Genomic DNA, 5,192 nt, shown 5'->3' with positions numbered 1-5,192 from the left:
AATTTAGCGCATTTTTCTCGCCGAACATCATTTCATCGACTTTCTGTTTTAGCGGTTCTATGTTTGGCGCACGGTTTTGTAAAATTTGCTCGGCTACTTTGAGGATCTTTTCGCTTAGATCCTTGACGCTAGGCTCCGCCCAAAACGAATAATTTAGATTAAAATGCGTAACGGCCGGCGCAAATTTGTATCCGATAAACTCGCAGCTGCCATCCAAAAACTCGCACTGGCCGCTATAGTCGGTGGAGATAACCGGCTTTTTGTAGTGTACGCCTTCGATTGCCGGCATATTTAGCCCCTCGCCGCGCGTCGGTAGCACGACGATATCGCACTGCTCGTATAGATTTGCCACGTCGAGCGCGGTTAGATCTTCGTTTAGTATCACGCGGATTTTATCGCGGTACTTTTTATCGACTAAAAGCTCGATTTGTTCGGTTACGCTGTTGTGCGGATTGGGGAAGCTTTTTATCGTTAGGCTCAGCTCGAATTTAGCTTTTTTGCAGGCTTCGTTAAAGGCTCGCAGTAGCACGTCGGCACCCTTTCTAGGTAGGCACGACGAGATGTGAAAGAGCTTTATCTCGCGCTTTTGGTTGCTGTTTTCTTGCGAAACGCTTGGCGCAGGCGGCGTTTTTAGCGGTATATCGACCACTTTTACGGGTGTATAGCAGCCATTGTCGATGAGAATTTTTTTGATGAAAAAGGTCGAAACTAAAATGCCTTTATACTTGGAGTTTAAAATTTCGATCGTCCTAGGCGGGATACGCGACTCCTCCCAGAAAAATACCGCGATCTCAAAGCCGTAGCCTTCGCGCACGTCTTCGATTAGCGGGTAGTGGTGGTAGATCGCGACCTTGTCGTCGCTTCTGATTGCGGGTGTGTTTTTATCCGGCACTATGCTTCTTAGCGTTTCGTACTCGTCTTTGGTTATCGCGATGTCTTCGATTTTATCGAAATAGTTTGCGTGATAGCAGATAACAAAGACGTTTTTTACTTTGTTTAGTAGCCTAAATATGATGTTTCTATTTATTGCGGCTAGACTGTAGTGTCCGCTGATGTTGCCGATTACCGTTAGCTCGCTAAAGTTTTCTTTAAATTTGAGATTTTTTAGCTCCAAATTTTGCTCGTACTCTTTTGAGTGCTTTAGTTCAAAAACGTTCGGCTCGAAAACGCCCTCTTGCGAGACGTAGATATCGTCCCTTATTTGGCCTTTGAGGCTAAAAATTTTTGCCCTAAGAGCCGGGAATTTATTTAAAAATATCTTGAGATTCTTTTTAAATTTAGGGTTGTTATTTGCCGTCTTTTCGGTTAAATTTATACCGAATTTGAGCGCTTTTTTGAGATTATCTTTAGCTAAATTTTTGCAAAATCTCAAAAACTTATATACCCAAATAAGCGGCTTTGCGACCCTTTTAAATTTGGCGACGAAAATTTTAAGATGCTCGATATCGTTTTTGATAACGGGAGCTTCGTTTTCTAGGACGTAAATTTTGTGGTTTAGCGCGAGATATTTGCCGAGTAGATTTTCTAGATCTTCGTGCAGGCGCGCATTTTCATTTTGCAAATTTGCGATTTGATTTTTGCTTTCCATCAGCTCAAGCGAGCTTTTCCAAAGAGCCTCTTTTGTCTCCAAAGACTCCTTCCAAACGTCGTTTTTTAGCTCAAGCATCTGAGTTTTGTTTTCAAATGCCGACACGTCGAATCTATCGGCCAACTCTTCAAAGCTATAGCCGCTTTTGGCCGCATTTAAAAACGCTTCGCGCGTTTTTTCGTCGCCGTTTTTAAGCCCCAAAATCGCGTAATCAAGCCCGACGCTGCTCAAAACATCTCTTAGCGTAACGTTTTGGTTTTGTAAATCCTCGCTAAAGCTCAAATTTGAGTTCAGCCTCATCATAAAAGTATCGCTAAAGCCCTCAAATTCGCACAGATACTCAAGTAGCATCGGCGGGATAGGCTTAACGTGCGTAATGTCTAGATAGAAATTTAGCGTAGCAACGCGTAAGTTTTCGGGATTTGGCGTTTCAAGTATCAAGATACCGCCGTCTTTTAGAACTCGGCGCGCTTGTTTTATTAGCTCGCAAAGCTCGCTAAACTCCAAGTGCTCCACAAGCTGGAATGCGCTAACGAGCGCAAGGCTTGAGTCTTCTAACTGTCCTAAAAATTCTATCGCTCCTTGCTTTTTGGCCTCAAGCGCATTTTTTTCGCACTCTTTTATCATCTCATCGCTAACGTCGCAACCGCGCGCGGCAAAGCCGTTTTGCTTTAAAATTTCAAGCCACTCGCCTCTGCCGCATCCTAGATCGACCGCCGCCGGCTTTTCATCGTTTTGTTTTAAGATTTGCAAAAACGGCTCGTAAGCAAGCAGGCGTTTTTTGATCTCGCTCTTATCTCCCCTAAATTTATCCTCGAAACTTTTATAAAATTTATCCATTTATTCTCTTTACTTCTAAACTCGGTTCAAGATACGCAAGGCCGACGAAATCGGGCTTGCTAAAATTTACGACGTTAAAAATGATCGCGTTGTCGCGCCATTCGTAGTTGTTTTGCAGATGGTTGTCGCTATCGTGTAGCGCTATCGTTACAGAAAACGATCCGACGCCCAAATTTGCGTCAAATTCAAAACTAAAGTCGTACTCCTCGCCTTTTTTGAGATTTTTTAAAGCTTGCTTTAGATGGTAAGTGTTTGTGCCGTAGACGACCTGCGAGAAGCGATTTTTGATCTGATAGCCCAGTACCAGCGAGGGCAAATTTTCGTTTGCTTGCACCGTTACTTTTAGTTTGATTTTTTTGCCGACTTCTAAATTTTGTATCTTTTTGCCTACGGCGTCTAAAATTTCCACGTTTTTTATGCAGGCTTTTTTGTTGCCGGATATGGTTGCGATTTTGCCGTTTTCTAGGGCTACTTGCGAGATTTGTACGTCTTGTTTTTTTGAGATTAGGGCGTTGTAATAATCAAGCACGGCTTCAGGCTCGCCGTCTTTTAAAATTTGCCCTTTTTCTAGCAAGATTACTCGGTCGCAGATCGATTTTATCGCACCGCTATCGTGCGAAACTATGATGAGTGTAGTGCCTAGGCTTTTAAATTCTTTTATCTTATCAAAGCTTTTATGCTGGAAATACACATCGCCGACCGATAGCGCTTCGTCGATGATGAGTATATCGGGGCGGTTTGCCGTGACGACCGAAAAAGCAAGGCGCATCTGCATGCCGCTGCTGTAAATTCGCACGGGATAATCAAAATACTCGCCTATCTCGGCAAAGTCTTCGATATAGGCTATTATTTCGTCGATTTGCTCTTTTGAGTAGCCCATGAGAGAGCAGGACTGATAGGCGTTTTGCCTGCCTGTTAGATCGCCGTGAAAGCCCATGCCCAGCTCCAAAATAGACGAAATTTTAGCGCTGCTCGTTACGCGGCCGCTTGAGGGCTTTAGCGTGTGCGATATGATTTTTAAAAGGGTGCTCTTGCCCGCTCCGTTTTGACCGATTAGTCCGACTACTTCGCCGGCTCCCACGTCAAAGCTTACGTCTTTTAGTACGGTTTTTACGTTTTTTTCTTCTTTATTTTTGCTAAACCACGAGGCAAATCGCTTAAAGTTGCTTTCGTAATCCAAGTAAGTTTTACAGATATTTTGAACTGATAAAATCATAAAACGTCCGCCATCTCTTCTTCGGCTCGTTTATAAACGAAAAATGCGGCTCCAAGGCTTGCCGCGCCGATAATAATCGGATAAATCAAAAGTGAAAAATTGGGCATCTTGTCGTAAATCAAAATATCGTGATAGCCGCTAACGACGCCAACAAGCGGATTTATGTAGATGAGCTCTTGCAAATTTGACGGTAAAATGCTCGTCATATAAACGATTGGCGTTAGCCAAAATAAAAACTGCAATACGATGGCGATGATCTGGCCTACGTCGCGCATAAAGACGTTTATGACGCCGAAAAACAGCCCAAATCCTACGGCTAGCATCATAGTAATGACGGACAAAATCGGCAAAAAGATCAAATTTGCGCCGGCAAAATGTCCCAAAAAAGCAAATACGACTGCTATTGCGGCGAATAAAATTAGATTGTTTATCACTGAGCTTAAAACTACGGTAGCCGGAAGGACGATTTTGGGAAAAGACATTTTTTTGATTATGTTGGCATTATCGGTAAAAATGCCGATGCAGCGCGAAAAAATCTCGCTAAAAAGCATCCAGCAAAGCATCCCGCTCATTAGGTAGATTGCGTATGCGTATTTGCTATCGATGCCGGGTAGCTTGGCTGAGAGTACCGAGGAGAGTATGGTCGCGTAGATGAGTACCTGGGCTAGCGGATGCAGTATCGCCCACGCTACGCCCAGCTTGCTTTTTGCAAATTTGGTTATAAACTCGTTTTTGACCGAATTTACGATAAAAAACCTATACGTATAAATATTTGAAAACAATCTTTCGTCCGATTTAGCTAAATTTGCGTGATTTTACCAAATAAAGGCTAAAAATAAAGAAAAATCGAAATTTAAATACTTAGCTTAAATTCCTCTTTCACCTCTCCGATTTCGCTTGTTTCTATTAGTCCTCGCTTCTTTAGCTCTTTGACTAAATTTTCGGACGCTTTTTTGGTTACCTCCATATCTGCATTTATGCCGCCTGCAGCCGAAAACATCCAGTATTTGTGCATCTCGGCCCATTCGAGCAGCTTGTTTACTTTTTCCATTTTAGTATCGCTGGGCGCGACCGAAATTTTGGCTAGCTCTAGTTCTTGATGATATACGGCGATTTGCAAGACGTTTTCTATATATTTTTTTAGATTTTGTCCGCTAATGTAATTTTTTAACTTATCTATTTTGTCGATAATTTTTACTAGCGGATCAAATAGGCTTTCGTCTACTTTGCCTTCATCTTTGATCTTCATTATCTTATCGATCTTAGGAACTAGCTCTAGGAATGTTTTTTCTATTCTTTGTTTTAATATTGGTTTACCTAAACAGTAAAAAATATAGTCAAATGCAACGATTAAAATTATTGAGAATATGAAAAGTATTATGCCTTCTGTGAAGATATATAAAAAGAATAATGCGAAAAGAAATGATAGAAAGAAAGCTATGGAAAACCTGCTTGTCCCAGATGGGAAGTTGTAGCGTTTGCTGGGCTATCTGCTGGCTTAAGAGGTCTTGTCGCTCAGGGTGTATGGCAGCTCGTTTTTGCTTATAG

4 protein-coding genes are annotated in these 5,192 nt (G+C 42.1%); all 4 read right to left on the bottom strand.

From position 1 onward, the window contains the following. Positions 1–2,428 (bottom strand): methyltransferase domain-containing protein (locus tag Q0200_RS09645; RefSeq protein WP_297940724.1); only part of this gene is annotated, 2,428 nt, incomplete at its 3' end. After that, a complete protein-coding gene (locus Q0200_RS09640) occupies positions 2,421–3,644 on the bottom strand; it encodes an ABC transporter ATP-binding protein (protein ID WP_297940722.1) in 1,224 nt (407 codons plus the stop codon). The genes Q0200_RS09645 and Q0200_RS09640, both read right to left, overlap by 8 nt. Then, complete coding sequence (locus Q0200_RS09635; protein ID WP_297940720.1) at positions 3,641–4,426, bottom strand: ABC transporter permease; 786 nt, start codon at positions 4,424–4,426, stop codon at positions 3,641–3,643. Before Q0200_RS09635 ends, Q0200_RS09640 begins: the two co-directional genes overlap by 4 nt. Before the next feature lie 71 nt (positions 4,427–4,497). After that, the gene (locus Q0200_RS09630) at positions 4,498–4,893 is read right to left on the bottom strand and encodes a hypothetical protein (RefSeq protein ID WP_297940718.1); all 396 of its coding nucleotides are present in this window, start codon (positions 4,891–4,893) and stop codon (positions 4,498–4,500) included. Positions 4,894–5,192: the final 299 nt, after the last annotated feature.

The sequence above is a fragment of the uncultured Campylobacter sp. genome (genome assembly GCF_938045225.1).
GTDB lineage: Bacteria > Campylobacterota > Campylobacteria > Campylobacterales > Campylobacteraceae > Campylobacter_A.
The sequence above is the reverse complement of the archived record's forward strand: the minus strand, read 5'-3'. Positions and strand labels throughout refer to the sequence as shown.